This window comes from Cereibacter changlensis JA139, assembly GCF_003034985.1.
Lineage (GTDB): Bacteria > Pseudomonadota > Alphaproteobacteria > Rhodobacterales > Rhodobacteraceae > Cereibacter > Cereibacter changlensis.
In genome coordinates, this window is sequence record NZ_PZKG01000007.1 from 42,665 (window position 1) to 68,604 (window position 25,940).

A 25,940-nucleotide genomic window follows, 5' to 3' on the forward strand; every position below is an offset into this window, starting at 1 on the left:
GCGCGGGTCGGGTCGCGCTCAGCTGTCGTAGTCGATCACATGCCGGAGCTGCTTTTCATACTCCAGCGCTTTCCCGGTGCCGAGGGCAACACAATTCAGTGACTCGTTGGCCACCGAGATCGACAGGCCGGTCTGCTCGCGCAGCGCGAGGTCCAGATCGCCCAGAAGAGCGCCACCCCCGGTCAGCATCACGCCACGGTCGACGATGTCGGCGGCGAGATCGGGCGGGGTCGCCTCCAGCGCCTGCATCACCGCATCGCAGATCTGCTGCACCGGTTCGGCCAGCGCCTCGGCCACCTGGGCCTGGTTGATCTCGGTCTCCTTCGGCACGCCGTTCAACAGGTCGCGGCCGCGGATCATCATCGACGAGCCGCGCCCGTCGTCGGGCATCCGCGCCGTGCCGATCGAGGTCTTGATCCGCTCGGCGGTGGATTCGCCGATCAGCAGGTTCTGGTGCCGGCGCAGGTAGTTGATGATCGCCTCGTCCATCCGGTCGCCGCCGACGCGGACCGAGCGGGCATAGACGATGTCACCCAGCGACAGCACCGCGACCTCGGTCGTGCCGCCGCCGACATCGACCACCATGTTGCCGGTGGGGTCGGTGATGGGCATGCCCGCGCCGATGGCGGCGGCGATCGGCTCGGCGATCAGCCCGGCGCGGCGGGCGCCGGCCGAAAGCACCGACTGGCGGATCGCCCGCTTTTCCACCGGAGTCGCGCCATAGGGCACGCAGACGATGATCTTGGGCTTCGAGAAGGTCGTGCGCTTGTGCACCTTGCGGATGAAATGCTTGATCATCTCTTCCGCCGTGTCGAAATCGGCGATGACCCCGTCGCGCATCGGGCGGATCGCCTCGATGCTGCCGGGGGTGCGGCCGAGCATCAGCTTGGCGTCCTCGCCCACGGCCAGAACCTGCTTCTTGCCGTCCTTCACGTGGTAGGCGACGACCGACGGTTCGTTCAGGACGATCCCCTTGCCGCGGACATAGACCAGCGTATTGGCCGTGCCGAGGTCGATGGCCATGTCCGACGAAAAGAGGTTCGAAAGTATCGACATCCTGAGGGGATCCTGTCCTGTAGACCGATGGACGCCCGCGACTCTGGGCAGAGGCAGGCCGCGCCCTTATAGGAAGGGGTCCTGAGAAGGAAAAGGCCCTTGGACGCCGGGCTGCGCGCCAATCCGCCCGCGGGCGGGGCGGGCAAGCGCCGGGGCAGGGCGCCACATGGGCGGTTTCGGGGCCTGGAAGTTCGGAATGGAACTTTCCTGCCCGCCGGCCGTTCCTTCGCGAAGGCGGAATGTTCGAAAAGGTCAGACCGCAGTTTTCCCGCGCCCGGCTGACGCTGCCGGAAAATACTTTGTGACGCCGCCCCTCGCGGGCCTCCGCCGAGCCGCGCGGGCTGCGTTTACCCCGGCGGGTCCAGCGGATAGGATCGCCGCGCATCGCCCTCCCGGAAGGACCGCTTCTTGACCTCCCCGCCCGTTTCAAGCGCCGCCGCAGCCTCGCCTCCCGGCTTGCGCAACCTGTCGCTCGACCTGCTGAAGGTGGTCATGGCGGCGATGGTGATTGGCCTGCATGGCGGCTTCCTGCGCGACGTGAACCCGGCGGCGGCGAGCTATTTCACCAACGGGCTGTTCCGCATCGCGGTGCCGACCTTCTTCCTGATCAACGGCTATTACCTCGAGCGCCTGCTCGACCGCGGCGTCTGGCCGTGGTTCCGGCGGATGCTGGTGCTCTACGGGCTGTGGATGCTGATCTACGGCCCGCGCTGGCTGCGCCCCGACGTGCGCCCGCTGGAGGATATCGCCAAGGATGCGCTGATCGGCTTCTACCACCTGTGGTATCTGATCGCGCTGATCGCCGCCGCCTCTCTGCTGCAGCTGCTGCGCTGGCGCTTCGGCCGCCGCTCCGGCCCGCTGGCGCTGGCGGCGGGGCTGACCTTCGTCACCGGGCTGTCGATCCAGTATCTCGGCAACTTCCACCTGATCCCGAACCCGGCGATTGACGACTGGCTGAACACCGTCGATAGCTACCGCAACTTCCTGTTCTTCGGCTTTCCCTTCCTCGCCTTCGGCGTGCTGATCGCCCGCTTCGAGCCGGTGATCTCCCGGTTGAGCCGCTGGTATCTGCCGCTGACGATCCTGGGCCTTGCCGCGCTGACGCTGGAATGGGGGCTGAACTACCATTTCAACCGGCAGAACTCGGTGTTCGAGATCTACCTCTCGCTGGCGCTGCTCTGTCCGATGTTGTTCCTGACGGTGAAGGCCCGCACCCTGATGGGCCGCAACCGCAGCATCGGCCTGTTTGCGACCGGGATCTACCTGATCCATGTCTGGGTGCTGCACCTGACCTACTACGTCGAAATGGGCGACACCGCCAGAACCCTGATCGGGCTGGCGGTGTCGGCGACGCTGGCGCCGCTTCTGGTGCTCGCAAACCGGCGGCTGCCGCTGCTTTAGCGTCAGGCCCGCGAGGTGTAGTGGACGTTCTTCATATCCGACCCCGGCGCCGATTTCTGCCGGCGGTGGATCAGCCGGTTCAGCGCGTTGACATAGGCCTTGACGCTGGCCACCACCGTATCGGTGTCGGCGGCCTGCCCGGTGGCGATCTTGCCATCCTCCTCCAGCCGGACCGAGACCGTCGCCTGCGCGTCGGTGCCCTCGGTCACGGCATGGACCTGATAGATGTGCAGCTTGGCCTGATGCGGATAGAGCATCTTCACCGCGTTGAACGAGGCATCCACCGGCCCGTCGCCGGTGGCGTCGATCGAGTGGTCCACCCCGTCGATGCTCAGCGTCAGCTCGGCCTCCTGCGGGCCTTCGGTGCCGCAGATCACCCGCAGCCGCTTCACCTGAAGCGTGTCATGCTCGGCGCTGGTGGTCTGGTCCTGCATCAGCGCCACCAGATCGTCGTCGTAGACTTCCTTCTTGCGGTCGGCCAAGGCCTTGAACCGCACGAAGACATCGGCCAGCTGGTTGTCGGCCAGTTCATAGCCCAGATCGCGCAGCTTGGCGCGCAGCGCCGCCCGGCCCGAATGCTTGCCCATGACGAGGCTGGTATCGGCCAGACCGATATCGGTCGGGCGCATGATCTCGAAGGTCTCAGCGTTTTTCAGCATGCCGTCCTGATGGATGCCGCTCTCATGCGCGAAGGCGTTCTTGCCGACGATGGCCTTGTTGAACTGCACCGGGAAGCCCGAGACCGTGGCCACCTTGCGGCTGATGTTCATGATCTTCGTCGTGTCGATGCCGGTGCGGTAGGGCATGATGTCATTCCTGACCTTCAGCGCCATCACCACCTCTTCCAGCGCGGTGTTGCCCGCGCGCTCGCCCAGACCGTTGATCGTGCATTCGATCTGCCGCGCCCCGGCCTCTACCGCCGCCAGCGAGTTCGCCGTCGCCATGCCCAGATCGTTGTGGCAATGGGTGGCGAAGATGATCCGGTCCGCCCCCGGCACCCGCTCCAGGAGCATGCGGATCAGCGCCGCACTCTCGCGTGGGGCGGTGTAGCCGACGGTATCGGGAATGTTGATCGTGGTGGCACCCGCCTTGATCGCGATCTCGACCACCCGGCACAGATAGTCATGTTCCGTCCGCGTCGCATCCATCGGCGACCATTGCACGTTGTCGCAGAGATTGCGGGCATGGGTCACGGTGTCGTGGATGCGCTCGGCCATCTGGTCCATGTCCAGATTGGGGATGGCGCGGTGCAGCGGCGAGGTGCCGATGAAGGTGTGGATGCGCGGCTGGCGCGCATGTTTCACCGCTTCCCAGCAGCGGTCGATGTCCTTGTAATTGGCCCGCGCCAGCCCGCAGATCACCGCGTTCTGCGCCGCCTTGGCGATGGCCGAGACCGCCTCGAAATCGCCTTCCGAGGCGATGGGAAAGCCCGCCTCGATCACGTCGACGCCCATCTCGTCCAGCAGGCCCGCGATCTCCAGCTTCTCGGAATGGGTCATGGTGGCGCCGGGCGACTGCTCGCCGTCGCGCAGCGTCGTGTCGAAGATCACCACGCGGTCCTGGGTGGCTTTTGTCGTGTCGGTCATGTGAATATCCTTCTCTGTCCTTAGCATCGTCCGCGGGCGCTGGTCACCTCCGAGCGGTCGCGCCCAAGGGCACGCTCAGAGGCGGCTAAGGAGAAGAAGCGCACGGGCGGCCAGAGGGCGCGTGGCCCCCGAAGCGTCTGCGATGATGCTGTCCCGTGTCATGCGCCGGATCATACGGAGCCAATCGGAAAAGAAAAGCGGCAAAACGCCTCGCGCCGCCGCTTCTTTGCCGTGCGGCCGCTCTGGACATCGCCGGCCTTCGCGCTCCGTTATGCGCCGGATGACAGGGGAGATCTTCATGCGGTCACTGGTGATCGGCGCCTCGGGCGGGATCGGCGCGGCGCTCTTGGCGGCAGCGGCCGGGCAGGGCGAGGCGGTCGGGCTGTCGCGTTCGGCCGACGGGCTGGACCTGACCGACGAGGCCTCGGTGGCGCGGCTGCTCGGCGGGCTCGAGGGGCCGTTCGATCGGGTGATCGTCGCCACCGGCGCGCTGCATGGCGGGCAGGGGCCGGAGAAGACGCTGCGGGCGCTGGAGTCCCCGGCGATGGCGGCGCAATTCGCGCTGAACGCCATCGGCCCGGCGCTGGTGCTGAAACACGCGCTGCGGTTCATGCCGCGCGACCGGCCGGCGCGCTTCGCCGCGCTGTCGGCGCGGGTTGGGTCGATCGGCGACAATGGCCTTGGCGGCTGGTATTCCTATCGGGCGGCCAAGGCGGCGCTGAACCAGCTGGTCCACACCGCCGCCATCGAGATCGCGCGCAGCCATCCGCAATCGGTGGTGGTCTGCCTGCATCCGGGCACCGTCGCCACCCGCTTCACCGCCGATTATCCCGACCGCAGCAAGCTTTCCCCGGAGAAGGCGGCGACCGGGCTGCTCTCGGTGCTGGACGGCTTGGGACCGGAGGACAGCGGCGGCTTCTTCGATGTGCAGGGCAAGCGGGTGCCCTGGTGAGCCGGCTGGTCCTGGTCCTCGGCGACCAGCTGACGCTCACCGTCGCCGCGCTGCGCGGGGCCGACCGGGCGCGGGATCTGGTGGTGATGGCCGAGGTGATGGGCGAGGCGGCCTCGGTCGCGCATCATCCGCAGAAGATCGCGCTGATCTTCGCCGCGATGCGCAAGTTCGCCGCCCGGCTCTGCGCCGAGGGCTGGCGGGTGGCCTACACCCGGCTCGACGATCCCGAAAGCAGCGGCAGGATCGGCGGCGAGCTTTTGCGGCGCGCGGCGGAGACCGGGGCAGGGGAGGTGCTGGCGACGATCCCCGGCGAATGGCGGCTGATCGAAGCGCTGGATGCGCTGCCGCTGCCGGTGACGCTGCTGCCGGATGACCGTTTCCTCTGCTCGCGCGCCGAATTCGAGGACTGGGCGCGCGACCGCAAGCAGCTGCGGATGGAGTATTTCTACCGCGAGATGCGGCGGAAGACCGGGCTATTGATGCGGGAGGGCGGGCCCGAGGGCGGCCAGTGGAACTACGACGCCGAGAACCGGCGGCCGGCGGCGCCGGACCTGTTCCGGGCCAAGCCGCCGCGTTTCGAGCCCGATGCGGTGACCGAGGAGGTGCTGGAGCTGGTCGAGGCGCGCTTCGGCGGCAACTTCGGCCGGCTGCGCCCCTTCGGCTGGGCGACCGACCGCGAGGGCGCGCTGCGGGCGCTGGAGCATTTCATCGCCGAGGCCCTGCCGCGTTTCGGGGCCGAGCAGGACGCGATGCTGCGCGGTGATCCGACCCTGAGCCACGCGCTGATCTCGCCCTACCTGAACCTCGGGCTGCTGGCGCCGCTGGAGGTCTGCCAGCGGGCCGAGGCCGCCTGGCGCGCAGGCGCAGCGCCGCTGAACGCCGTCGAGGGTTTCATCCGCCAGATCATCGGCTGGCGCGAATATGTGCGCGGCATCTATTTCCTCGAAGGTCCCGGTTACACGGCGTGCAACACGCTGGAGCATCGCCGCGCGCTGCCGCCGCTCTACTGGGGGGCCGAGACGCGGATGGCCTGCCTGTCGCATGCCGTGGCCCAGACCCGCGACATGGCCTATGCGCATCACATCCAGCGGCTGATGGTGACCGGCAATTTCGCGCTGCTGGCCGGGATCGACCCGCATCAGGTGCATCAATGGTATCTGGAGGTCTATATCGACGCCTATGAATGGGTCGAGGCGCCCAATACCATCGGCATGAGCCAGTTCGCCGACGGCGGGCTGGTGGCCTCGAAACCCTATGTCTCCTCCGGCAACTACATCAACGGCATGTCCGACTACTGCAAGGGTTGCAGCTATTCGGTGACGGCGAAGCAGGGGCCGGCGGCCTGTCCGTTCAACCTGCTCTACTGGCATTTCCTGCTGCGGCACCGCGCCCGCTTCGAACGCAACCCGCGCATGGGGCCGGTCTACCGCACGTGGGAGAAGATGGAGAGCGGCAAGCGCGAGGCGGTGCTGGCCGAGGCCGAGGCCTTCCTCGCGCGGATGGAGGCGGGGGAGACGGTGTGACGGCCCGGAGGTTCCGGGCCGTTGCTCATTCGGTCGCGGGGGCTTCGGCGGGGGTCGCCTCGGGGGCTCCGGTTTCGGCTGACGCCTCGGGCGCGCCCGTCTCGGTCGCCGCGGCGGCGGGCTTGGCGAGCATGCCGTCGTTCCACTCGCCGGCGCTCTCCTGCCCGGTGGCGTAGCGCATGACGCCCTGGCCCTGGCGCTTGCCGGCGCGGAAATTGCCTTCGTAGACGTCGCCATTGGCATAGGTGGCGACTCCGGCGCCGTCGATCTCGCCGGCCTTCCAGCCGCCGACATAGCGGAAGCCGTCGGCCATGACGATCTCGCCCTCGCCCTCGCGCTGGCCCTTGACGAAGCTGCCGCGGTAGACCGTGCCATCGGCATAGGTGGCGGTGCCCTGGCCGTGCCGCTGACCGTCGACCCAGTCGCCCTCGTAGCGGTAGCCGTCGGGGTAGGTCATCACCCCCTTGCCGTTGTTCTGCGCCGCCTTGAACTGGCCCTCGTAGACCAGACCATTGGCGTAGGTCGCCCGGCCCGTGCCCTCGATCACCCCGGCCTTCCAGTCGCCGTCATAGGTGGCGCCGTCCGGATAGGTGATCTTGCCCTTGCCCTCGGGCTGGTCGGCCTTGAAGGCACCGACATAGACCGACTTGTCGGGATAGGTCACCTCGCCCTGACCCTCGATCCGGCCCTCGACCCAGTCGCCCTCGTAGACATAGCCATCGGCGCCGCGGAACGTGCCCTTGCCGTGCCGGCGGTCGGCGACGAAATCGCCTTCGTAGACATCACCGTTCTTGTGGGTGACCTTGCCGCGCCCCTCGCGCTGGCCGTCCTTCAGCGGGCCCTCATAGATGTCGCCATTGGGCTGGGTCAGCTTGCCCGTGCCGTTGATCTGGCCATCGGCCCATTGGCCGACATAGACCAGCCCGTCCGGCATGGTCAGCATGCCCGTGCCCTGACGCTGGCCCTTCACGAGGTCGCCCTCGTAGACCGCGCCGTCGGGATAGGTGATGCGGCCCTTGCCCTCCTTGACGCCGTCGACCCAGTCGCCGTCGTAGCGGTAGCCGTCCGGCCCCTCCATCACGCCCTTGCCGTGATGCACCGCATTGAGGAAGCTGCCGGTGTAGACGCCGCCATTGGCGTAGCGCGCCGTGCCCTCGCCGGTCATCTGACCGTCGGTCCAGTCGCCCTCGTAGGTGCCGCCGTCGGAGAAGGTGATCTTGCCCTTGCCCTCGGGCTTGCCGGCCACGAAGCTTCCGACATAGACCGACCCGTTGGGGAAGCGCGCCGTGCCCTCGCCACGGATCTCGCCATCGATCCATTCGCCGCTGTATTCATAGCCGTTGGGCAGGCGGTAGGTGCCGGCGCCATGCTGCAGCCCGTTGCGGAAGGTGCCCTCGTAGACCGAGCCGTCGTCATACTGCTTGGTCGTCACCGCGCCGTCGTCCTGCGCCAGCGCCATCCCGGCGCCGGTTGCGGCACAGGCCAGCGTCGCGCCGAACAGCCCGGCCCGCAGGACCTGCCTGATGGTTCCGTCTTTACCCTGCATCATACCCCGCCCCGTTCGCGGCCTGCCGTGATCCGGCCAGTGCCGCCAGCCGCGCGAAGCCTAGCCGCCGTGTCCCGCACTGACAAGCGTCAGCGCCGCTATCGGCTTTTCCTTGCCCGCCAACCTGCTAGAACACAAGCCAACAGCGCGTGAGCAGAAGAGGGCAGGGCATGGCTGAACGGTTCCGCCTGACAGTGGCACAATTGAATCCGACTGTCGGCGATCTGGCGGGCAATGCCCAGAGGGCGCGGGAGGCCTGGCAGGAGGCGCGGGCGGCCGGCGCGCAGATGCTGGCGCTGACCGAGATGTTCATCACCGGCTACCAGACGCAGGATCTGGTGAGGAAGCCTGCCTTCGCCCGCGCCGCCATGGCCGCGGTGGAACAGCTGGCGCGGGACTGCGCCGAGGGGCCGGCGATCGGCATCGGCGGGCCCTGCCTGAAGGACGGGCGGCTTTACAACGCCTATTACGTGCTCGAGGGCGGCAAGGTCGTCGCGACGGTGCTGAAGCATCACCTGCCCAATACCGATGTCTTCGACGAGAAACGCATCTTCACCCCCTCCGACGTGCATGGCCCCTACCGGGTCGGCCCCTTGCGCATCGGCACGCCGATCTGCGAGGACAGCTGGCATCCCGACGTCTGCGAGACGCTGGCCGAGACCGGGGCCGAGATCCTCCTGGTGCCGAACGGCTCGCCCTATCACCGCGAGAAGCTCGAGGTGCGGATCAACCTGATGGTCGCCCGCGTGGTCGAGACCGGGCTGCCGCTGGTCTATCTCAACATGGTGGGCGGGCAGGACGATCAGGTGTTCGACGGCGCCTCCTTCGTGCTGAACCCGGGCGGGCATCTGATGGCCCAGCTTCCCGCCTTCACCGAGGAACTGCGGCATATCGATTTCGTGCTGACCGACGAGGGCTGGCGGGCCGAGAAGGGCAGCTTCGCGCCGCAGCCCGATCTCTGGGAGGCGGATTATCACGCCATGGTGCTGTCCTTGCGCGACTATCTGGCGAAGTCGGGCTTCCGCAAGGTGCTGCTGGGTCTTTCGGGCGGCATCGATTCCGCCATCGTCGCCGCCATCGCCTCCGACGCCATCGGGGCGGAGAACGTGCGCTGCGTCATGCTGCCCTCGGCCTATACCTCGGCGCATTCGCTGGAGGATGCGACGCTGGTCGCCCGCGCCTTGGGCTGCCGGCTGGACACGGTGCCGATCTCCGGCCCGCAGGCCGCGGTGGGCGAGGCGCTGGCCGGGCTCTTTGCCGGGACCGAGGCCGACCTGACCGAGGAGAACGTGCAGTCGCGGCTGCGGGGGCTGCTGCTGATGGCGCTGTCGAACAAGTTCGGCGAGATGCTGTTGACCACCGGCAACAAGTCCGAGGTCGCGGTCGGCTATTGCACGATCTACGGCGACATGAACGGCGGCTACAATCCGATCAAGGACATGTACAAGACCCGCGTCTTCGAGACCTGCCGCTGGCGCAACGCGACCCATCGCCCCTGGATGAAGGGCCCGGCGGGCGAGGTGATCCCGGCGCGGGTGATCGAGAAGCCGCCGAGCGCCGAGCTGCGCCCCGACCAGCGCGACGACGACAGCCTGCCGCCCTACGAGGTGCTCGACGCCATCCTGCAGGGGCTGGTGGACCGCGAGGCCTCTATGGCCGATCTGGTGGCCGAGGGGCATGACCGCGACACGGTGAAGAAGGTGGAGCGGCTGCTGTATCTCAGCGAATACAAGCGCTTCCAGTCGGCCCCCGGCACGCGGCTCACCGCGCGCGCGTTCTGGCTCGACCGGCGCTATCCGATCGTCAACCGCTGGCGCGACGAGGGCTGAGCCCCCGGGCTTACCGGCGGCTCAGATCTGCTCCACGATGCAGTCCGCCCGCAGCCGCTCGGCATCCTCGCGGCGGCAGAGTTCGGTGGCGGCGGTCATCACCGCCGCACTCGCCCCGGCCACGCCATGCGCCAGCGCTGCCTCGGGCGGATGGCCCTGCGCCAGCGCCAGCACGAAGGCGCCGACGAAGGTGTCGCCCGCGCCGACCTTGCTCTTCACCACCACCGGCGCGGATTTCGAGAACCAGCGGCCGCGCGCATCGGCCATCACCGAGCCATCGGCGCCGCGCGCCACGATCACCGTCCGCGCCACCCCGCGCGCCACGAGGGCGGCGGCGAAATCGGCGGTCTCGGCCCGGCCGGTCAGCAGCCGGCCCGCCAGCCCTTCGGCCTCGCTGTCATCCATCCTGAGAATGTCGAGCCCCGGCAGCCCCTGTTCGGCCAGCCGCGCCAGCGGCGGGCCGGAGGTGTCGACCACCAGGACCGCCCGCCCGCCGATCCGGGCGGAGAGCGTCACCGGAAAGTCGTCGGGCACCCCCGGCGGCAGCGAGCCGCTGAGCACGACCATGCTGCCCGGCGCCACCGCGCGGTCGATCTCGTCCAGCGCCGCGTCCACCCGCTCGGGTTCCCAGACCGCGCCGGGCAGCATGAAGCGGAACTGGTGGCCGGTGCTCGTCTCGGTGACGGTCAGGCTCTCGCGCGTCTCGCCGGGCCCGGCGAAGGCGGTGAAGCGGATGTGCTCGGCCCTGAGCAGATCGGCCAGCCGCGCCCCCAGCGCACCGCCGAGCGCCACGAAGGCGGTGCTCTCGCCGCCGAGGATGCGGATCGCGCGGCTGACGTTGATGCCGCCGCCGCCCGGATCGACCTTCGCGTGGTGCAGCGCAGCTTGAGGCCCGGCAGCACCTCGCCGACATCCGCGGCAAGGTCGATCGCCGGATTCAGCGTCAGGGTCAGGATGGGGGTCATCGGAGGGTCCTGCGTTTTTTGTCAGAGTGACAGAGCCCGCGGCGATTGCCAATGCCGCGGCGCGGCGCGCGCCCCTGCACAGGAAATTTGCGGGATTACGCAATGGCGCCGTGCCGGACAGGCGCTATGCTTACCCTGCACATCCATAAGGAGGTCTCCATGCCCGTCAAGCTCGCGATCCTGTTCTACTCGACCTACGGCACCAATCACCGCATGGCGGAAATCGCCGCCGAGGCCGCCCGCGCCGCCGGGGCCGAGGTGAAGCTGCTGCGCATCGCCGAGACCGCGCCGCAGTCGGTGGTGGAGGGGCAGGACGCCTGGAAGGCGCAGGTCGAGAAGGCCTCGGGCCTGCCTGCGGCGACGCCGGCCGACATGGAATGGGCCGATGCCTATCTCTTCTCGGCCCCGACCCGCTTCGGCAACGGCCCGAGCCAGCTGCGCGCCTTCATCGACACGTTGGGCGGCGTCTGGAGCCAAGGCAAGCTGGCCAACAAGGCGGTCTCGGCCATGACCTCGGCGCAGAACCCGCATGGCGGGCAGGAGGCGACGCTGCTGAGCCTCTACACCACCTTCCTGCACTGGGGCTCGATCATCGTGGCGCCGGGCTACACCGACCCGGCGATCTACGCCACCGGCGGCAATCCCTATGGCTACAGCCACACCCAGGGCGCCGAGTTCGACGACAAGGCCGTGGCCTCGATCTCGCATCAGGCGAAACGTCTGGTCGAGATGGCCGCGAAGCTGAGCGCCTGACGTGAGCTTGGCCCGCCGCTTCGGTGGCGGGCCTCAGGCCTTCGGCGCGGGCGTCTTGGCGAGGCGGTAGCTGCCCTCGGGCAGGTTCAGCGCGGCGGCGAGGTCGCGGATCTGCGCCATCGACAGGGTGAGGCGGAAGCTCTCCTGCCGCCGCTCGTCGAACTGCTCGACCGTCACGCAATCCTCGAAGGCGCAGATCGTCACGTCCTCCTGCAGGCCCGGCGACCCTTCGTCGACGAGCGTGATCACGGTGGCGTCGAAGTCGTGCTCGATGGTGAACATGGGCCGATGCTAGGGCAGGGGAGGGGCGAACTCAATGCGCTTTCCGAAGCCATTGTCCCGCGCACCTTTCTGTGAGATGGGCTGGCCCCCGCCAGCGGTTTTGATAATCTGGCGGGCGGATCAGCGAAGGGTGTCGCATGCGGTGGATGTGGATTGCGGCGGCCTGTCTCGGCCTCGCGGGCTGTGCTGGCGTTCCCATGGGGCCGGGGCCGATGTCGGGCCCGGCGATGCCCTCTCCCGCCCCCGATCCCGGACCGCTGCTGACGCCCGCCGACGCGGCCCGCGCCTTCAGCGACGTGGTGGCGAGGGTGGAGCCGGTGGCCGAGCAGCTCTGCCTGCAGCGCACCCGCAACGTGCCTTGCGATTTCCAGATCGTCGTCGATGGTCGTCCCGGCCAGCAGGCCAACGCCTATCAGACGCTGGACCCGCAGGGCCGCCCGGTGGTGGCGCTGACGCTGGCGCTGCTCGACGACGCGCGCAACGCCGACGAGCTGGCCTTCGTGCTGGGCCACGAGACCTCGCACCACATCCTCGGCCATATCCCGCGCCAGCAGGAATCGGCGATGACCGGGGCGATGCTGGCCGGGGTGCTGGCGCAGATGGGCGGGGCCGCGCCCGAGACCATCCGCTCGGTGCAGCAGATGGGCGCCAGCATGGGGGCGCGCACCTTCTCCAAGGATTTCGAACTGGAGGCCGACGCGCTGGGCACCGAGATCACCCTGCTCTCGGGCTATGACCCGGTGCGCGGCGCCGCCTTCTTCACCCGGCTGCCCGACCCGGGCGACACCTTCCTCGGCAGCCACCCGCCGAACGGGCAGCGCATCGCCATCGTGCAGCGCCGGGCGGCGGAGCTTGGTTACTACTAGGGATTGATCTGGGTCATGGCGGCCGAAGGCGCCGCGCCGCAGGTTGGTGCGACACGTCCCGAGGAGGAACCCATGATCGGATATGTCGAGGCGCCCGGCGCATGGTCGCTGACCAACAGCATGGCGCGGGTCGCCGGGGTCGACCTGCCGGATGCGGTGCTGCAGGGCTGGCTCAGCCGTGGCGAGTTGGCCGAGCTCGTCCACCGCTGCGAGACCTGCTCTGCCACCGAGATCTGCAGCGGCTGGCTGGCGCATGACGCCACGGCGGCCCGGCTGCCGGGCTTCTGCCGCAACAAGGCCGAGCTTGAATCGCTGGCCTGACGCCGGGGATCTGGCCTAAGCCCCGCTTGCAGGCTAGCCTGCGGGCGGAGGCAGCATGTTGCAGATCGAGAATGTCGTCAGCGACCGCGGGTCGAAATACGCCGTGTCGGGCGGTCCTGCGGCGACGCGGGCCGAGGTGGCCGAGTTCCTCGCCACGCTGAAGCAGGTGAAGAAATACGCCAAGGCCACCCACAACAGCTGGGCGCTGCTGCCGAGCGACGGCCCGCCCCTGAAGGACGACGACGGCGAGGCGGGGGCCGCGGTGGCGATCCTGCGCATGCTGGAGCGCGAGGACCTGCGCGACCACCTGATCGTCGTGACCCGTTGGTATGGCGGGGTGAACCTCGGCGGCGACCGCTTCCGCCATGTCGTCTCGGCGGTGCGCGCCTATCTCGCGGCGCGCTGAGCGGAAGGGGAGAAGCATGCTGACCGCGATCCGCGCCGAGCTCTTGCGCTGGCGCAACACCGCGCGCTGGTCCTGGCAGGGCTGGCGGGCGGCCTGGCGGTCGGAGAAATCGCTGCGGCAATGGACGCTGGCCAATGCCGGCTCCGCCCTTCTGGCGCTGAGCCTCGACCTGACGGCGGGCGAGCGGGCGCTGATCCTGGCGCTGGGTCTACTGGTGCTGGCGGCGGAACTGGCCAATACCGCGCTGGAAGAGGTGGTGGATTACATCTCCACCGCGCAGGACCCGCGCGCCGGCAAGATCAAGGATTGCGGCAGCGCCGTGGTCGGCATGACCGCGCTCGCCGCCGGCGTGGCCTGGGTCGTGGTGCTGATCGGCTGACCGGGAACCTTGCCGGCTGCCCCGCGTTTCTATTCGGTGACCAGAAACGAAGGAGATCGTCATGGATACCGCGACCCCGAACACGAACGGCAGCATGGTGTCGAGCGCGGATGTGAACGGCACCGCCGTCTACAATCTGGCGGGAGAGCATCTCGGTCACATCGACCATCTGATGATCGACAAGCAGTCCGGCAACATCGCCTATGCGGTGATGGGCTTCGGCGGCTTTCTCGGCCTCGGCGAGGATCACCATCCCGTGCCGTGGAAGAAACTGAGCTACGACGTCTCGCTCGGCGGTTTCGTCACCGACATCGACCGCGAGCAGCTCGAAGGCGCCCCGGTGCGCCCGGCGAACTGGCGCGACGACCGCGACTGGAACGCCGCGACCTACAGCTATTACGGCATCGCGCCCTACTGGATCTGACGGCAGATCCGACGGTTTGAACGTCCCGGCACCGGCCGCGTCTCACCCGAGGCGCGGCCGTATTCAGTTCAGCGAGCCCCAGAGGTCGTATTCGCTGGCCTCTTCCACCGTCACGTTGACGATGTCGCCCGGCTTCAGCGCCTCGAAACCTTCGTCGATGAACAGGTTGCCGTCGATCTCGGGAGCGTCGGCCATGGTGCGGCAGGTCGCGCCTTCCTCGTCGACGCTGTCGACGATCACCGGCATCACCCGCCCGACCTTCGCCTCCAGCTTCGCCGCCGAGATGGCCTGCGCCTTCTCCATGAAGCGGTCCCAGCGGTCCTGCTTCACCTCGGCGGGCACGTGGTCGGGCAGCAGGTTCGACCGCGCCCCGGCGACGTTCTCGTATTGGAAGCAGCCGACGCGATCGAGCTGCGCCTCGTCCAGCCAGTCGAGCAGGGTCTGGAACTCGGCCTCGGTCTCGCCGGGGTAGCCGACGATGAAGGTCGAGCGCAGCGTGATGTCGGGGCAGGCGGCGCGCCAGGCCGCGATCTCGTCCAGCGTGCGGGCGGCGGCGGCGGGGCGGGCCATGCGGCGCAGCACATCCGGATGGGCGTGCTGGAACGGGATGTCGAGATAGGGCAGCACCAGACCTTCCGCCATCAGCGGGATCAGGTCGCGCACATGCGGATAGGGGTAGACGTAATGCAGCCGCACCCAGGCCCCGAGCCTGCCCAGCTCGCGCGCCAGATCCGTGACATGCGCCCGCACCTCGCCGCCCTTCCAGGGTGAGAGGTCATGCTTGCGGTCCACACCGTAGGCGGAGGTGTCCTGCGAGATCACCAGCAGCTCGCGCACCCCGGCCTCGACCAGCTTCTCGGCCTCGCGCAGCACGGCATGCGCCGGGCGGCTGACCAGCCGGCCACGCATGTCGGGGATGATGCAGAACTTGCACTTGTGGTTGCAGCCCTCGGAAATCTTCAGATAGCTGTAATGCCGCGGCGTCAGCGTCACGCCGCTGGCGGGCAGCAGGTCGATGAACGGATCGGGCGCCGGCGGCACCGCCTGATGCACCGCGTCCAGCACCTGCTCGTATTGATGCGGCCCGGTCACCGCCATCACCTTGGGATGCGCGCCGGTGATGTATTCGGGCTCCGCGCCGAGACAGCCGGTGACGATCACCCGCCCGTTCTCGCGCAGCGCCTCGCCGATGGCGTCGAGGCTTTCGGCCTTGGCGCTGTCGAGAAACCCGCAGGTGTTCACGATCACCGCATCGGCCCCGGCATAGTCGGGGCTGATCGCATAGCCCTCGGCGCGCAGCCGGGTCAGGATGCGCTCGCTGTCCACCAGCGCCTTGGGGCAGCCGAGGCTGACCATGCCGATGGTCGGCTGGCCCTCGCGGCGCGGGCTGTCGAGGATCAGGCGCGGCGCGAGATCGGGGCGGAGACTGGGCGGGTTCTGTGACATCGCGCCGATATAGCGATGCCGAGGCTTGTGGGGAAGGGCGAAGAGGGGGGAACCTGCTGCGCTGACCCTGCATGGCTGGGAGGCGGGCCTGTTTGGCGCGAGCGGAGGTTCCTAGCTGCGGCTGGCCTCAGTGGAAGCCCGCCTGAAACGACATCGGCGTCAGCGAGACATGGGCCTCGAGCGGCGGAAGGAGCTCGAAGGCTCTCGGTTCGCGGCTGAAGTTCCACAGCCGGAACAGCAGCCACTCCGCGCGGCGGTCCTTGGACACCGCCAGCTCGTTGCGGCTGATGTGGAACGGCGTCCTCTCCCAGCCATTCGTGGTCTTCACCTCGATCAGGCGGGGCCTGCCGTCCGGAGAGAAACTCGCGATGTCATAGCCCGCGCCGTCGCCATCCTCCTCCGAGACCCAGCGCACCTGCCGCGCCAGATCCTCGCATCCCGCCGCGCGCAGGCTGGCCCTCTCATGCGCCAGCACCCGCTCTTCCCCGGCGCGACCGAGCGCCCGGTTGCGCTCGTCGCGCCCCGCCACATCGAATTTGCGGGCGATCTGCAGCACTTGCTCCAGCTCCTGCGGCGGCGGCTGGTTCGACAGCGTCGGCGGCGGGCCGATCCAGATCTGGGCTGTCTCGTGCAGGCCAGCGGCAGGACGAGTGGCCGCTGAGCGAAGCACCCACTCCGGATGAGAATTGAGCCACCGGACGACGGCATCCTCAAGCGCCCCCTGAAAGTTGAAAGCAGGCGCCAAGCCCGTCAGCCAAGTTTCACCCAGCGCCTTGAGCACTGCGCTGATATTCTGGTGCTTGTATTCGATCGCCTTTGCCGAACGGTCGATCCGGCCAGCGAGCTGTCGATATGACGCTGCCTTGTTGAATGTCTTCCTGGCGAGATCATCAACCAGCATCGCGAAGTAATCCGCGACGATCAGGTCATTCTCCGCATCGGTCCAGGGCCTGTTCGACATGAGGCCAGGCTAGGGGCGCAATCCCCGCTTGTCATCAAGGAGTTGCGACTTACGGTCGGTTGCCGCGCCACGGCGGCAGCCCCGCACTTGCATGGCGGCGGAGCGACCGTGCGTGGCTACCCGCAGTTGCCCAACTGCAATTGCCTCTGAAACGAAAAAGGCCCCGACGGCCCTGGGATAAGCTGGTTTTAATGGTGGCGGAGACGAAGGGATTCGAACCCTCGAGACCCTTCCGGGCCTGCACCCTTAGCAGGGGTGTGCCTTCGACCACTCGGCCACATCTCCGCCGACGGGTTTAGCGAGGTCGGCTGGAGGGGGCAAGGGGAAAGAGCGGGGTTATTTGCCCCCCGGACCGCCTGTCAGCCGCTGAACAGGAAATGCAGCACGTCGCCGTCCTTGACCTCGTAGGTCTTGCCCTCGACGCGGAACTTGCCGGCCTCCTTGGCGCCGCTCTCGCCCTTGCCGGCGACGTAATCGTCATAGGCGATGGTCTCGGCGCGGATGAAGCCCTTCTCGAAATCGCCATGGATCACGCCCGCCGCCTGCGGCGCCATCATGCCCTTGGTGATCGTCCAGGCGCGGGCCTCCTTGGGGCCGACGGTGAAATAGGTCTGCAGGCCCAGCAGCTCGTAGCCGGCGCGGATCAGCCGGTCGAGCCCGGCCTCGTGCAGGCCCATCTCCTCGAGGAACATCTCGGCCTCCTCGGCGGCGAGCTGGCTGATCTCCTCCTCGATCCGGGCCGAGATCACCACCGTGGCGGCCCCTTGAGCCTTCGCCATCTCGGCGACGCGGGCCGATTGGGAATTGCCGTTGGCGGCGCAGGATTCCTCGACGTTGCAGACATAGAGCACCGGCTTCGAGGTCAGCAGCTGCAGCAGCCGCCAGTTGCGGCTGTCATCCTCCGAGACGGTGACGCTGCGCGCGGGCTTGCCGGCCTCCAGCGCCGCCAGCGCCTGGCGCAGCAGCCGGTCCTGGTCAAGCGAATCCTTGTCGCCGCCCTTCAGCTTGCGGGCGAGGTTGGCCAGCCGCCGCTCGATCGATTCCATGTCGGCCAGCATCAGCTCGGTCTCGATGGTCTCGGCATCGGCCACCGGGTCGATGCGGCCCTCGACATGGGTGATGTCGCCATCCTCGAAGCAGCGCAGCACATGGGCGATGGCGTCGCATTCGCGGATGTTGGCGAGGAACTGGTTGCCGAGGCCCTCGCCCTTCGAGGCGCCGCGCACGAGGCCGGCGATGTCGACGAAGGTCATGCGGGTCGGGATGATCTGCTTGGAGCCGGCGATGGCCGCCAGCGTCTCCAGCCGCGCGTCGGGGACGGCGACCTCGCCGACGTTCGGCTCGATGGTGCAGAACGGGAAGTTGGCCGCCTGCGCCGCGGCGGTGCGGGTCAGCGCGTTGAAGAGCGTGGATTTGCCCACGTTCGGCAAGCCGACGATGCCCATACGAAAGCCCATGACACGCACTCCGATTGAAGGTTTGCCGCTTCATAGGCAAGGGGCGGTCGCAAGGCAAGGCGGGCAGGGCGGAAAGCCCCGCCGCGCCGCCCCATTGATTTTCCCGCGCGCCTGTCGCACACCCGTCCGCGACAGGCGCGGCGCAGGCAATGGGCGGAGACGGAACGATGACACGGATTGACGACAGCTTCGCGCGGCTCAGGGCCGAGGGGAAGAAGGCTTTCGTGGCCTATATCATGGCGGGCGACCCGGATCTGGAGACCTCGCTTGCGGTGATGAAGGGGCTGCCGGCGGCGGGGGTGGACGTGATCGAGCTGGGCATGCCCTTCACCGATCCGATGGCGGATGGCGAGACGATCCAGCTGGCCGGGCAGCGGGCGCTGGAGGGCGGCCAGACGCTGGAGAAGACGCTGGCGATGGCGCGGGCCTTCCGCGAGGGCGACCAGAAGACGCCGATCGTGATGATGGGCTATTACAACCCGATCTATTCGCGCGGGGTGGAGCGTTTTCTGGCTGACGCGCGTGAGGCCGGGATCGACGGGCTGATCGTCGTCGATCTGCCGCCGGAGGAGGACAGCGAGCTTTGTCTGCCGGCGCAGGCGGCGGGGATCAACTTCATCCGGCTGGCGACGCCGACGACCGATGCGAAGCGGCTGCCCACGGTGCTGCAGAATACCTCGGGCTTCGTCTATTACGTCTCGATCACCGGGATCACCGGGGCGGGGGCGGCGCGGCCCGAGGATGTGGCGCCGGAGGTGGCGCGGATCAAGGCGGCGACCGACCTGCCGGTGATCGTCGGCTTCGGCATCACCACGCCCGAGGCGGCCCAGGGCATCGCCGGCATCGCCGACGGCTGCGTGGTCGGCTCGGCCATCGTCAAGCTGATCGGTGAGGGACGGCCGGCAGCCGAGGTGCTGGAACGGGTGGCGGCGCTGGCCGCGGGGGCGCATGCGGCCTGATTTTCACGCGTGAAAATCGGGTCAGAAGACTGATATTGCTGGAAAAACAAAGCGCCGTTAACTCTTTGGCAAGAGTTGGGGCGCTTCGTTTTCGCAGGGCGGGTCGCTACGTTCCACGGGCTGCCCTGCAGAACAGGCCGGAGGTCAGAAGGTGTCGAGCGGGTCCGGCCCGTGCCGGTTGCGGCGCGCCTCGCTCTGGATGCAGAACCACCAGATCAGGATCACCGCGCCGAGCACCGGCACGAAGACCAGAAACAGCCAGTGACCCGGCTTGCCGATGTCATGCAGCCGGCGGACCGCCACGGCGATCAACGGACCCAGCAGCAGCGCCGCGACGCCGAGGACCAGCGGCCCGGGAAAGCCTGCACCGCTGAACAGGCGGATTTCGAGAGAAGCAGCGCAAGCGATGAGCAGCGTCGCGAGGGCGACAAAGCTCCAGAATTCGGTACGCGTCGCCCTTCCGCGACTGCTGGCGACATTGCGCAGAATTTGCCCAAGATGTGGGAAGTCCATTCGGTTAACCCCCTTAATACACGCACAGGTTGCATGGCGCGGCCGTCTGCCGCAACCTGCGGTAACCCACCGAACTACATGCATTTTCTTCTTATGTAGCATCGTGGAGGTCTACAACTTCAAGCTGTTTCTTCCGCTGCCAAGTCGTCCAAGGCGGGCACTGGAGCGAGAATTTTCCGCCATTGTGGCGCGAGGAACCGCTTTCCCTTACGGTGCGTTACCGACCGTTACTTCCTGTCACGGAGAGCGGAACCATGGGAATCATCTGGACCATCATCATCGGCTTCATCGCGGGGCTCATCGCCAAGTTCATCACGCCGGGTGACAACGAACCCTCGGGTTTCATCCTCACCACCATTCTCGGTATCGTGGGGGCCTTCGTGGCGACCTGGCTCGGCCAGGCTCTGGGCTGGTACTCGGCGGGCGAGGGCGCGGGGCTGATCGGGGCCATCGTCGGCGCGATCATCGTGCTCGTCATCTGGGGCATGGTGTCGAAGAAACGCGCCTGACCGGCGCGGGGCAGGACGCTGCGCGGCTGCGGACGGGCCGCGCGGTCCCGTCCGACCCCGCTTCCCCATCGGTCCGGCATGGCTTAAGGTGCGGTCATGCCGGATACGGGGGACGAAGCGGTGCAACAGCCGGAGACGGTCAACGTCATCTGCATGAAATGGGGCTCGCTCTACGGGCCTGAATACGTGAACAATCTGGCGCGCGGCGTGGCGCGCCACCTGAAGCGGCCCCACCGCTTCGTCTGCTTCACCGATGATGAAAGCGGGCTCGACGCCGGCATCGAGGCGCTGCCGATGCCGGAGCTCGACCTGCCCGCGGGCAAGACCGACCGGCGCTGGCGCAAGCTGGCGCTGTTCCGCAGCGATCTGGCGGGGCTTCGCGGCACGGGGCTGTTTCTCGATCTGGATCTGGTGATCGTCGACGATCTGGAGCCGTTCTTCGCCCATCCGGGCAAGTTCCTCATCATCCGCGACGACGATCTGTTCCGCGCCAAGCCGCTGCGCCGGGTGAACCCCGAGCGGGACCGCTTCTTGCATTCGGTCGGCAATTCCTCGGTCTTCCGCTACGAGATCGGCGCGCACGCCTATATCCACGACGCCTATGTGGCCGATCCCGAGGCGGCGATGGCGAAGTACGAGATCTCGCAGCAGTTCCAGAGCGCGCAACTGGCCGCGCATGGCGACCTGGCCTATTGGCCGAGCGACTGGTGCGTCAGCTTCAAGAACGCCTGCGTGCCGCGCGGGCTGCGCAGCTATCTCGGCGATCCGGTGCTGCCGGAGGGCGCGAAGATCGTGGTCTTTGCCGGCAATCCGAAGATGACCGAGGTGCTGGAGGGCGGTGGGCAGCGCTGGTATCGGCGGATCGGCGATATCGGCTGGCTGAGGAAGGCGTGGCAGGGCTGATGCTGGGCGATGTGATCCGCGAGTGGAAGCGCAAGCGGCGGGTTGCCGCGGCGCTGGCCGAGCTGGAGGGGCGCACGGTGACCGGGCGGCCGCATGGCCTGCCGGCGCCGCTGGTGGTGTCGCTGACCAGCTATCCCGGGCGGTTCGGCACGCTGGCCTTGACGCTGCGCGCCGTGCTGCGCCAGACGGTGCGGGCCGACCGGGTGGTCTTGTGGCTTGCCGCTGAGGATGTGGGGCAGCTGCCGCCCGAGGTGCTGGCGCTGAAGGCCGAGGGGCTGGAGATCGGGCTTTGCGAGGATATCCGGTCCTTCAAGAAGATCGTGCCGACGCTGCGGGAGACGCCCGAGAGCTTCATCCTGACGGCGGATGACGACATCGCCTATGGTCCGACATGGGTAGAGGACAGCGTCGCCGCCGTCGATCCGTCCCGGCCGGAGGTGATCTGCCACCGCGCGCGGCGCATCCTGCTGCGCGCCGAAGGCCAGCCCGCGCCCTATGTCGAGTGGGAGTCCAACATTGGGCCCGCCGTGGGGCCGCTGGTGTTTTCCACCGGCGTTTCGGGGGTGCTCTATCCGCCGGGGGTGTTCCATCCCGATACCTGCAAGGCGGAACTGTTCCGCGACCTGACGCCGGCGGCGGATGATGTCTGGCTCTGGTGGATGTACCGCATGACAGGCGCCGTGGCGCGCAAGGTGGGGCCGCCGCAGCGGATCGTCGAATGGCCGGGCAGTCAGGTCACGCAGCTGCGGCAGGGCAATGTGGCGCAGAACGGCAACGACCGGCAGATCGCGGCGATGATCGCGCGTTACGGCTTTCCGGGCTAAGGCACACGTTTTCGCTATTTCGTGGAAACGGCCGCTTGGGGCGGCGGAATCCCTCCTACCTGACGTTATAGGCTTGATGAGTGGAAGTGAGGCGCAATGAAGAAGTTCTGGTTCGGGCTGCTGGCCGTGCTGGTCGTCGCGGCGGGGGGCTATGGCTGGACGCGCTGGCAGGCGTCGCAGGTCGTTGTGGTTCCGACCACGGTCGCGGTGGAGCGGGGCACGGTGGAGCAGACGGTGCTGGCCTCGGGTGTGATCGAGGCTTCGTCGCTGGTCTCGGTCGGGTCGCGCGTGTCGGGGCAGGTCGAGACGCTGGCGGTGACGCTGGGGCAGCAGGTGAAGGAGGGCGACCTGATCGCGCAGATCGACTCGCTGAGCCAGCAGAATGACGTGCTGCAAGCCGAGGCGGATCTGGCGCAGATCGAGGCCGACATCCTCGCCAAGAACGCCTCGATCCGCGAGGCGGAGCTGACGCTGGAGCGCAACCAGCAGCTGAGCGAGCGTCGGCTGTCCTCGACCGGCGATCTGGAGGCGGCGGAGGCGGCGTTGGCGGTGGCGCGGGCCGGGCTGCTCTCGCTTCAGGCGCAGAAGCAGCGGGCGGAGGTCACGATCTCCAACGCGCGGCTGGAGCTGGCGCGGACCAGGATCACCGCGCCGATCGACGGGACGGTGGTGGCGATCGTCACCAGCCAGGGCCAGACGGTGAACGCCGGGATGGATACGCCGACCATCGTCAAGCTGGCCAATCTGGAGCGGATGGTGGTGAAGGCCGATGTCTCGGAGGCCGATGTGATCCGGGTGGAGCCGGGGCAGGTGGTGGGATTCACCCTCCTGGGCGAGCCCGACATGACCTTCGAGGCGGTGGTGCGCGATGTCGAGCCGGCGCCGGCCTCGATCAAGGAGAGCGACGAGATCTCGACCGACACGGCGATCTATTACAAGGGTCTGTTCGACGTCGAGAACCCCGACCGCAAGCTGCGCATCGGCATGACGGCGCAGGTTTCGATCCAGATCGCCGAGGCGAAGGATGTGCTGACCGTGCTGTCCTCGGTGCTGGGCGCGCGGGACGAGGACGGCGCTTACGCGGTGCGGGTCTATGATCCGGAGACCGGGCGGACCGAGGAGCGCAGCGTCTCCATCGGGCTGAACAACAACATCACTGCCGAGGTGAAATCCGGGCTGGCGGAGGGCGAGCGGGTCATCGCCGACGCCGCCGCGCCGGGGGGCGCGGCGGGCGGCAGCCGCAGGGGCGGGCCGCCGATGATGGGCTTCTGACATGGCGCTGATCTCGCTGCGCGGCATCGGGCGCGCCTTTCAGGCGGGCGACGAGCAGATCACCGTGCTCAAGGACGTCTCGCTCGACATCGAGGCGGGGGAGATGGTGGCGATCATCGGCTCCTCCGGGTCGGGCAAGTCGACGCTAATGAACGTGCTGGGCTGTCTCGACCGCCCGAGCGCCGGGACATACCTCTACAACGGGCGCGACGTGGGGGCGCTGTCGGCGGAGGACCGGGCGCGGCTGAGACGCGAGCATTTCGGTTTCATTTTTCAACGCTACCAGCTGCTGCCCGATCTCGACGCGCTGTCGAATGTCGAGGTGCCGGCGATCTACAAGGCCACCCCCCGCGCCGAGCGGCGCGAGACGGCGAAGGCGCTGCTGACCCAGTTGGGGCTCGGCGACCGGATGGACCACCGGCCCAACGCACTGTCGGGCGGCCAGCAGCAGCGGGTCTCGGTGGCGCGGGCGCTGGTGAACGGCGGCGAGGTGATCCTGGCCGACGAGCCGACCGGGGCGCTCGACACCAAGTCGGGGGCCGACCTGATGGCGCTGCTGGCCGACCTGCACCGGCAGGGCCACACCATCATCATCGTCACCCATGATCCCGAGGTTGCCGCGTTGGCCGAGCGGGTGGTGGAGATCCGCGACGGGCTGATCATCGCCGATACGCGCAAGACGCCGCTCGGCACACCGCCCGAGGTGAAGACCACGACGGCGCGGCCGAGGGGCGGGCTGGCCGAACGGATGTTCGAGGCCTTCGTCATGGCGACGCGCTCGATGAATGCGCATCGGTTGCGCAGCTTCCTGACCATGCTCGGCATCATCATCGGCATCGCCTCGGTGGTGCTGGTGGTGGCGCTGGGCGCGGGCAGTCAGCAGAAGGTGCTGGAGAACATCGCCGCCATCGGCACCAACACCATCTCGATCCGCGCGGGCACCGGCTTCGGCGACCGGCGGGCCAGTGCGATCGACACGCTGGTGCCCGCCGATGCGCAGGCGCTGGCGCAGCAGCCCTTCACCGTCTCGGTCTCGCCCGAGGTGAGCACCAGCGCCACGCTCGCCTATCGCTCGGTGGCGACCTCGGCCTCGGTCCGGGGCGTGGCGGGGGGCTATTTCGAGGTGGCGACCTATGAGGTGGTGCAGGGCCAGCTTTTCGGCCCCGACGCCATCGCCGCGCGCGATCAGGTGGCGGTGATCGACGAGGCCACGGCGGAGACGCTGTTCGTGCAGCACGAGGATCCGATCGGGCAGGTGATCCTGCTGGGCCGGGTGCCGATGCAGGTGATCGGCGTGGTGAAGAGCGCGGCGCAGCAATTCGGGCCGGACTCGCTGCGGGTCTTCGTACCCTATACCACGGTGGCGGCGCGGATCACCGGGTCGGACAGCATCAACTCGATCTCGGTGAAGGTGCGCGACGATTACGAGATGGACGAGGCGCAGGAGATGATCGAGGCGCTGATGCTGCGGCGGCACGGGGTGAAGGACTTTTTCACCACCAACTCCGACACGATCCGCGAGACGATCCAGAGCACGGCGCAACTCCTGACGCTGCTGGTCTCGGCCATCGCGGTGATCTCGCTGATCGTCGGCGGCATCGGGGTGATGAACATCATGCTGGTCTCGGTGACCGAGCGGACCAAGGAGATCGGCGTGCGCATCGCGGTGGGGGCGCGCAGCAGCGACATCGTCATGCAGTTCCTGATCGAGTCGGTGCTGGTCTGCCTGTTGGGCGGGGTGCTGGGGGTGGGGGTGGCCTACGGCATCGGGCTGATCGCCAGCGAGTTCCTGCCCTTCGGGCTGACCTTCTCGGCGGTGGCGGTGGTCTCGGCCTTCCTCTCCTCGACGGTGATCGGCATCGCCTTCGGCTTCCTGCCGGCGCGCTCGGCCTCGCGGCTCGATCCGGTGGTGGCGCTGTCGCGCGAATAGTGGGGCGCTTCGCCGCGGCGCGCGGCAGCAGCCTCGACGGATGGGGGCGGGTGGGGTAACCGTTGCAGGACCCCGCCTGACGGAGCGCGCGATGGACATGCCCTTCCTTCCCGGCCTTTCGGCGCCTACGCTGCCCGGCGGGCCGCGCCCCGGGCTCTGCACCGATTGCGGTGTGTCGCGGCTGGGCAATGGCAAGGCCTGCGGGCGGGCCTGCCAGTTCATCCATCCCGACTATCCGGCGCAGGAGCGGCGGGTGCATGGCCGCGAGGCCAAGCCCGATCGGGAGGAGGAGGCCTTCTTCGGCCCCTACCGCGAGATGCTGCGGGCGAAGCTGGAGCCTGCTGCGGAAGGCGCGCAATGGACCGGGATCACCACGGGCCTTGCCGCGGCGTTGCTGGAGGCGGGCGAGGTCGATGCGGTGCTGGCGGTGGCGCCCGACCCCGAAGACCGCTGGAAGCCGATGCCGGTGATCGTCACCGAGGCGGCGGAGATGGCGCGCTGCCGGGGCATGCGGATGGGCTATGCGCCAACGCTCGCGTTGCTGGAGCCGGCGCGGGCGGCGGGGCATCGGCGGATCGCGGTGATCGGCATTCCCTGTCAGGTCTATGCGCTGCGGGCGATCGAGGCGGAGCTGGGGTTCGAGCGGATCTTCGTGATCGGGACGCCCTGTTCGGACAACACGACGACCGCGAATTTCCACGGCTTTCTCGATCTCCTGGACCCCAAGCCTGCGGGGATCAGCTATCTGGAGTTCCGCGCCGATTTCCGGGTGGAGCTGCGCTATGACGATGGCCGCCCCGACCGGACGATCCCCTTCCTGAAGCTGCCGATCTCGAAGCTGCCCGCCGATTTCTTCCCGATGACCTGCAAGACCTGC

At 68.1% G+C, this 25,940-nt stretch carries 25 protein-coding genes, 1 tRNA gene and 1 pseudogene; 17 read left to right on the forward strand and 10 right to left on the reverse strand.

The genetic code is table 11. From position 1 onward, the window contains the following. Nucleotides 1-18 precede the first annotated feature (18 nt). Nucleotides 19-1,056, reverse strand: a complete 1,038-nt coding sequence (locus C5F48_RS02860) for a rod shape-determining protein (protein ID WP_107662398.1) — start codon at nt 1,054-1,056, stop codon at nt 19-21. 408 nt (nt 1,057-1,464) lie between these two features. On the opposite strand from C5F48_RS02860, the gene C5F48_RS02865 reads away from it, so the two are divergent. After that, nucleotides 1,465-2,457 carry an acyltransferase family protein gene (locus C5F48_RS02865; protein ID WP_245941386.1) on the forward strand — a complete coding sequence of 331 codons (993 nt, stop codon included), beginning with the start codon at nt 1,465-1,467 and terminating at the stop codon, nt 2,455-2,457. Nucleotides 2,458-2,459: 2 nt separating this feature from the next. Here C5F48_RS02865 and C5F48_RS02870 read toward each other — a convergent pair whose 3' ends face one another. Further along, nucleotides 2,460-4,043, reverse strand: a complete 1,584-nt coding sequence (locus C5F48_RS02870; protein ID WP_107662399.1) for a 2-isopropylmalate synthase — start codon at nt 4,041-4,043, stop codon at nt 2,460-2,462. Nucleotides 4,044-4,341: 298 nt separating this feature from the next. Here C5F48_RS02870 and C5F48_RS02875 point away from each other — a divergent pair, with 298 nt between their 5' ends. Together C5F48_RS02875 and C5F48_RS02880 are read left to right on the forward strand one after the other, a co-directional pair. Next, nucleotides 4,342-4,995: an SDR family NAD(P)-dependent oxidoreductase gene (locus C5F48_RS02875; protein ID WP_107662421.1), complete on the forward strand. Its 654-nt coding sequence runs from the start codon at nt 4,342-4,344 to the stop codon at nt 4,993-4,995. Next, entirely contained in the window at nt 4,992-6,518 is a 1,527-nt protein-coding gene (locus tag C5F48_RS02880; protein WP_107662400.1) for a cryptochrome/photolyase family protein, read from the forward strand. Before C5F48_RS02875 ends, C5F48_RS02880 begins: the two co-directional genes overlap by 4 nt. Before the next feature lie 25 nt (nt 6,519-6,543). On the opposite strand, the gene C5F48_RS02885 is transcribed toward C5F48_RS02880, so the two are convergent. Next, the gene (locus C5F48_RS02885; protein WP_107662422.1) at nt 6,544-7,977 is read right to left on the reverse strand and encodes an MORN repeat-containing protein; all 1,434 of its coding nucleotides are present in this window, start codon (nt 7,975-7,977) and stop codon (nt 6,544-6,546) included. 257 nt (nt 7,978-8,234) lie between these two features. On the opposite strand from C5F48_RS02885, the gene C5F48_RS02890 reads away from it, so the two are divergent. Beyond that, nucleotides 8,235-9,893 (forward strand): NAD+ synthase, encoded by a 1,659-nt coding sequence (locus C5F48_RS02890; protein ID WP_107662401.1) that lies wholly within the window; start codon nt 8,235-8,237, stop codon nt 9,891-9,893. A 21-nt stretch (nt 9,894-9,914) separates the two neighbouring features. On the opposite strand, the pseudogene C5F48_RS02895 reads toward C5F48_RS02890, so the two are convergent. Beyond that, nucleotides 9,915-10,858, reverse strand: a pseudogene (locus C5F48_RS02895) (1-phosphofructokinase family hexose kinase). 159 nt (nt 10,859-11,017) lie between these two features. On the opposite strand from C5F48_RS02895, the gene wrbA reads away from it, so the two are divergent. After that, nucleotides 11,018-11,611 carry an NAD(P)H:quinone oxidoreductase gene (gene wrbA, locus C5F48_RS02900; protein ID WP_107662402.1) on the forward strand — a complete coding sequence of 198 codons (594 nt, stop codon included), beginning with the start codon at nt 11,018-11,020 and terminating at the stop codon, nt 11,609-11,611. Between the two features lie 33 nt (nt 11,612-11,644). Here the strand turns inward: wrbA and C5F48_RS02905 are convergent, their stop codons facing one another. After that, nucleotides 11,645-11,893 carry a DUF8831 family protein gene (locus C5F48_RS02905; protein WP_107662403.1) on the reverse strand — a complete coding sequence of 83 codons (249 nt, stop codon included), beginning with the start codon at nt 11,891-11,893 and terminating at the stop codon, nt 11,645-11,647. Nucleotides 11,894-12,030: 137 nt separating this feature from the next. Here C5F48_RS02905 and C5F48_RS02910 point away from each other — a divergent pair, with 137 nt between their 5' ends. The 5 genes from C5F48_RS02910 (at nt 12,031) to C5F48_RS02930 (ending at nt 14,289) form a co-directional block, all read left to right on the forward strand. Continuing rightward, complete coding sequence (locus tag C5F48_RS02910) at nt 12,031-12,759, forward strand: M48 family metallopeptidase (RefSeq protein WP_245941387.1); 729 nt, start codon at nt 12,031-12,033, stop codon at nt 12,757-12,759. 72 nt (nt 12,760-12,831) lie between these two features. Beyond that, nucleotides 12,832-13,080 (forward strand): DUF6455 family protein, encoded by a 249-nt coding sequence (locus C5F48_RS02915; protein ID WP_107662405.1) that lies wholly within the window; start codon nt 12,832-12,834, stop codon nt 13,078-13,080. 55 nt (nt 13,081-13,135) lie between these two features. Then, the gene (locus C5F48_RS02920) at nt 13,136-13,486 is read left to right on the forward strand and encodes a YigZ family protein (protein WP_107662406.1); all 351 of its coding nucleotides are present in this window, start codon (nt 13,136-13,138) and stop codon (nt 13,484-13,486) included. A 16-nt stretch (nt 13,487-13,502) separates the two neighbouring features. Continuing rightward, nucleotides 13,503-13,865 carry a diacylglycerol kinase gene (locus C5F48_RS02925; RefSeq protein WP_107662407.1) on the forward strand — a complete coding sequence of 121 codons (363 nt, stop codon included), beginning with the start codon at nt 13,503-13,505 and terminating at the stop codon, nt 13,863-13,865. Between the two features lie 61 nt (nt 13,866-13,926). Further along, on the forward strand, nt 13,927-14,289 hold the full coding sequence (locus tag C5F48_RS02930) for a PRC-barrel domain-containing protein (RefSeq protein ID WP_107662408.1): 363 nt from the start codon (nt 13,927-13,929) through the stop codon (nt 14,287-14,289). A 63-nt stretch (nt 14,290-14,352) separates the two neighbouring features. Here the strand turns inward: C5F48_RS02930 and rimO are convergent, their stop codons facing one another. The 4 genes from rimO to ychF form a co-directional block, all read right to left on the reverse strand. Then, a complete protein-coding gene (gene rimO, locus C5F48_RS02935; RefSeq protein ID WP_211314622.1) occupies nt 14,353-15,735 on the reverse strand; it encodes a 30S ribosomal protein S12 methylthiotransferase RimO in 1,383 nt (460 codons plus the stop codon). 127 nt (nt 15,736-15,862) lie between these two features. Beyond that, nucleotides 15,863-16,696 carry a protein NO VEIN domain-containing protein gene (locus C5F48_RS02940; protein WP_107662410.1) on the reverse strand — a complete coding sequence of 278 codons (834 nt, stop codon included), beginning with the start codon at nt 16,694-16,696 and terminating at the stop codon, nt 15,863-15,865. A gap of 195 nt (nt 16,697-16,891) precedes the next feature. Then, nucleotides 16,892-16,981: transfer RNA gene (locus C5F48_RS02945), tRNA-Ser, on the reverse strand. 74 nt (nt 16,982-17,055) lie between these two features. Further along, the gene (ychF, locus tag C5F48_RS02950; RefSeq protein WP_107662411.1) at nt 17,056-18,153 is read right to left on the reverse strand and encodes a redox-regulated ATPase YchF; all 1,098 of its coding nucleotides are present in this window, start codon (nt 18,151-18,153) and stop codon (nt 17,056-17,058) included. 167 nt (nt 18,154-18,320) lie between these two features. Between ychF and trpA the strand changes: the two genes are divergently transcribed. Continuing rightward, nucleotides 18,321-19,112: a tryptophan synthase subunit alpha gene (trpA, locus tag C5F48_RS02955; protein ID WP_107662412.1), complete on the forward strand. Its 792-nt coding sequence runs from the start codon at nt 18,321-18,323 to the stop codon at nt 19,110-19,112. A 144-nt stretch (nt 19,113-19,256) separates the two neighbouring features. Here trpA and C5F48_RS02960 read toward each other — a convergent pair whose 3' ends face one another. Further along, nucleotides 19,257-19,625 (reverse strand): DUF805 domain-containing protein, encoded by a 369-nt coding sequence (locus C5F48_RS02960; protein WP_107662413.1) that lies wholly within the window; start codon nt 19,623-19,625, stop codon nt 19,257-19,259. 254 nt (nt 19,626-19,879) lie between these two features. On the opposite strand from C5F48_RS02960, the gene C5F48_RS02965 reads away from it, so the two are divergent. From C5F48_RS02965 to C5F48_RS02990, 6 genes are all read left to right on the forward strand, one after another. Further along, nucleotides 19,880-20,134, forward strand: coding sequence for a GlsB/YeaQ/YmgE family stress response membrane protein (locus tag C5F48_RS02965; protein ID WP_107662414.1), 255 nt, complete (start codon nt 19,880-19,882; stop codon nt 20,132-20,134). A 96-nt stretch (nt 20,135-20,230) separates the two neighbouring features. After that, the gene (locus C5F48_RS02970; protein ID WP_107662415.1) at nt 20,231-21,037 is read left to right on the forward strand and encodes a hypothetical protein; all 807 of its coding nucleotides are present in this window, start codon (nt 20,231-20,233) and stop codon (nt 21,035-21,037) included. Continuing rightward, nucleotides 21,025-21,861, forward strand: coding sequence for a glycosyltransferase family 2 protein (locus C5F48_RS02975; RefSeq protein ID WP_245941388.1), 837 nt, complete (start codon nt 21,025-21,027; stop codon nt 21,859-21,861). Before C5F48_RS02970 ends, C5F48_RS02975 begins: the two co-directional genes overlap by 13 nt. 96 nt (nt 21,862-21,957) lie before the next feature. After that, nucleotides 21,958-23,133 (forward strand): efflux RND transporter periplasmic adaptor subunit, encoded by a 1,176-nt coding sequence (locus C5F48_RS02980; protein WP_107662416.1) that lies wholly within the window; start codon nt 21,958-21,960, stop codon nt 23,131-23,133. 1 nt (nt 23,134) lies between these two features. Beyond that, the gene (locus C5F48_RS02985; RefSeq protein ID WP_107662417.1) at nt 23,135-25,063 is read left to right on the forward strand and encodes a MacB family efflux pump subunit; all 1,929 of its coding nucleotides are present in this window, start codon (nt 23,135-23,137) and stop codon (nt 25,061-25,063) included. A 91-nt stretch (nt 25,064-25,154) separates the two neighbouring features. Next, nucleotides 25,155-25,940 (forward strand): coenzyme F420 hydrogenase/dehydrogenase beta subunit N-terminal domain-containing protein (locus tag C5F48_RS02990; protein ID WP_181247667.1); only part of this gene is annotated, 786 nt, incomplete at its 3' end.